The following is a 3572-nucleotide window of genomic DNA, read 5'->3' on the forward strand; positions in this document are numbered from 1 at the left end:
GACGCGGGCCAGCTGCGGCACCGCTGCGCCCGCTTCATGCAGGCACTCGCCGAGGTCATCACGGGGGCCCGGCCGGTCCGCCAGCTGGGCCCGTGGCTCAGCCGCAGCGTCTACGAGCAACTGCAGCAGCACGTCACCGGACGCTTCATCGCCGGCGGTCCCCGGCGCAGCCCCCGGGTCGTGTCACTGCACATCGCGATGGTGGGCGACACGGGAGCCGAGATCGCCGCACGCATGGTGCACCACGGCCGCTCACACGCGATCGCGGTGCGGTTGCAACGCGGCCAGGACCCGCAGGGCCGCACGACCTGGCTGTGCACCGCCGCGGAGTGGGCGTAGCCGCCGGGCGCGTGCCCGGCGGCCCCAGCTCAGCGGTTCTTCTTGCGTGACTGGCGAGCAGCCTTGGCCTTGCGGCGAGCCGCTTCCTTCGCCTTGTTCTGGCGCGCGACCTCGTTCGGGTCGAGCTCCTCGTCGTCATCGACGATCGACTCGTCGAGCGCGACCGCGGTGCCGTCCTCGGACGGGGCCGAGTACGACAGCTGCTTGGGCGCGGTGTCGGGCTCGAGGCCCTTGGCCATGATGTGCGGCCCCTCCTCGCCCTCGTCGTCCTCCTCGACCTCGATCTCGACGCTGAGGTTGAACAGGAAGCCGACGGACTCCTCGGAGATGCCCTCCATCATCGCGTTGAACAGGTCGTAACCCTCGCGCTGGTACTCGACCAGCGGGTCGCGCTGGCTGTACGCACGCAGGCCGATGCCCTCGCGCAGGTAGTCCATCTCGTAGAGGTGCTCGCGCCACTTGCGGTCGAGCACGCTCATGACGACACGGCGCTCCAGCTCGCGGGCCACCTCGTCGCCCAGCTCGGCCTCGCGCTTGTCGTAGGCGGCCAGGGCGTCCTCGACGATGACCTTGCGCAGCGTGGCCGAGTCGATGCGCTCGACGCCGCCGGCCTGCTCGATGACCTGGTCGGGGTCGAGCGAGATCGGGTACAGGGTGCCCAGCGCGGTCCAGAGCTTGTCCAGCTCCCACGTCGTCGGGTAGCCCTCGGTCGCGGCGGTCACGTACGCGCCGGTGACGTCCTCGATCATCTGGCGCACGCGGGGCTCGAGGTCCTCGCCCTCCAGCACGCGGCGGCGCTGCGCGTAGACGACCTCGCGCTGCGCGCTCATGACGTCGTCGTACTTGAGGATGTTCTTGCGGGTCTCGAAGTTCTGCGCCTCGACCAGGCCCTGCGCCGAGGCGATCGACTTCGTGACGCGCTTGTTCTCGATCGGCACGTCGTCGGGGATCTTCATCGTCTGCAGGATCCAGTTGACCCACTCGCCCTTGAACAGGCGCATGAGGTCGTCCTCGAGCGACAGGTAGAAGCGGGTCGAGCCGGGGTCGCCCTGACGGCCGGACCGACCACGCAGCTGGTTGTCGATGCGGCGCGACTCGTGGCGCTCGGTGCCGATGACGGCCAGGCCGCCCGCGGCGATGACCTCGTCCTTCTCGGCGGCGACCTGCTTCTCGATGCGCGCGACGGCCTCGGGCCAGGCGGCCTCGTACTCCTCGGGCGTCTCGACGGGGTCGAGTCCCTTGCTGCGCAGGTCGGCGTCCGCGAGGAAGTCGACGCTGCCGCCCAGCATGATGTCGGTACCGCGGCCGGCCATGTTGGTGGCGACCGTGACGGCGCCCCGGTGGCCGGCGCGCGCGACGATCGCGGCCTCGCGCTCGTGCTGCTTGGCGTTGAGGACCTCGTGGGCGATGCCGCGCTTCTTCAGCTGCTTGGCGAGCCGCTCGCTCTTGGCGACGCTGGTCGTGCCGACCAGGACCGGCTGGCCCTTCGCGTGGCGCTCGGCGATGTCGTCGACGACGGCGTTGAACTTGGCGTCCTCGGTGCGGTAGACGAGGTCGGGCAGGTCGGCGCGCTGGATCGGCTTGTTCGTGCGGATCGGGACGACGCCGAGCTTGTAGGTCTTGTCGAACTCGGCCGCCTCGGTCATGGCCGTACCGGTCATGCCCGAGAGCGTGTCGTAGAGGCGGAAGTAGTTCTGCAGCGTGATCGTGGCGAGGGTCTGGTACTCCTCGCGGATGCGCACGCCCTCCTTGGCCTCGATCGCCTGGTGCAGGCCCTCGTTGTAACGGCGGCCCTCGAGCAGGCGGCCGGTGTGCTCGTCGACGATCAGCACCTCGCCGTCGATGACGACGTAGTCCTTGTCGCGCTTGAACAGCTCCTTGGCCTTGACGGCGTTGTTCAGGAAGCCGATGAGCGGGGTGTTGACCGCGTCGTACAGGTTCGCGATGCCCAGCTGGTCCTCGACGACGTCGATGGCCTTCTCGGTGACGGCGACGGTGCGCTTCTTCTCGTCGACCTCGTAGTGCTCGTCGATGCGCATCGCGTCGATCATGCGGGCGAACTCGGCGTACCACTTGACCTCGTCCTCGGTGGGGCCCGAGATGATCAGCGGCGTGCGCGCCTCGTCGATGAGGATCGAGTCGACCTCGTCGACGATCGCGAAGTTGTGGCCGCGCTGGACGCACTCGTCGAGCGTGTCGGCCATGTTGTCGCGCAGGTAGTCGAAGCCGAACTCGTTGTTCGTGCCGTACGTGATGTCGGCCGCGTAGGCCTCGCGGCGCTGGGCCGGGTTCTGGCCGGCGACGACCACGCCGACCGTGAGGCCGAGGAAGTGGTGGATGCGGCCCATCATCTCGGACTGGTACCGGGCCAGGTAGTCGTTGACCGTGACGACGTGGACGCCCTTGCCCGACAGGGCGTTGAGGTAGGACGGCAGGGTCGCGACGAGGGTCTTGCCCTCACCGGTCTTCATCTCGGCGATGTTGCCCAGGTGCAGGGCGGCGCCACCGAGGATCTGGACGTCGAAGTGACGCTGGCCCAGGACGCGCGTGGCCGCCTCGCGCACGGTGGCGAAGGCCTCGGGCAGCAGGTCGTCCAGGGACTCGCCACCGGCGATGCGCTCGCGGAACTCGTCGGTCATGGCACGCAGCTCGGCGTCGCTCATCGCCGCGAACTCGTCGCTGAGGGCGTTGACCTGGTCGGCGATGCGGTCGAGTCGCTTGAGGATCTTGCCCTCGCCAGCACTCAGGATCTTGTCGATGATCTTCGGCACCCGATCATCCTAGGCCCCCGTGCGTGAACACCGGGTGCGAAGCCTGCGCCGTTCGCATCGCGGAACCGCGCCGTCCGTCCCTCCCTCAGAGCACGAGGCGCAGCGCCGTCACCAGGTCGCCGCGATCGCCGACCTCGATCCCGCCCAGCCCGAGCCATCCCGCGAGGCCGCGCAGCTCTGCGCCGAGCTCCGTCGCGGTGGACGCCGGCGCGCCCTCCTCGGCGAAGGCCCCGAGGACGCGGAGCACGCCGCGGGCCCGATCTGCCTTGAGGTCGACGCGCGCCACGAGGCTGTCCCCCAGCAGGAACGGCAGCACGTAGTAGCCGTGGACACGCTGTGCCTCGGGCACGTAGATCTCGATCCGGTAACGGAAGCCGAACAGGCGCTCCGTGCGCGTGCGCTCGAACACCAGTGGGTCGAAGGGGCTGAGCAGCGTGCGGGCGTCGACCCGGCGGGGGGGGG

3 protein-coding genes are annotated in these 3572 nt (G+C 69.5%); 1 reads left to right on the plus strand and 2 read right to left on the minus strand.

Annotated elements, in window-relative coordinates; translation table 11 throughout:
• Positions 1-339 (plus strand): Rv3235 family protein (locus tag RT323_RS16335; protein ID WP_313410319.1); only part of this gene is annotated, 339 nt, incomplete at its 5' end.
• A gap of 29 nt (positions 340-368) precedes the next feature.
• Here the strand turns inward: RT323_RS16335 and secA are convergent.
• Complete coding sequence (gene secA / locus RT323_RS16340; protein ID WP_313410322.1) at positions 369-3098, minus strand: preprotein translocase subunit SecA; 2730 nt, start codon at positions 3096-3098, stop codon at positions 369-371.
• 97 nt (positions 3099-3195) lie between these two features.
• Positions 3196-3572, minus strand: a 377-nt coding sequence (locus RT323_RS16345) for a DNA glycosylase AlkZ-like family protein (protein ID WP_313410320.1), incomplete at its 5' end; no start/stop codon positions are given.

It is taken from the genome of Aeromicrobium sp. (assembly GCF_032084975.1).
In the GTDB taxonomy this organism is placed as follows: domain Bacteria; phylum Actinomycetota; class Actinomycetes; order Propionibacteriales; family Nocardioidaceae; genus Aeromicrobium.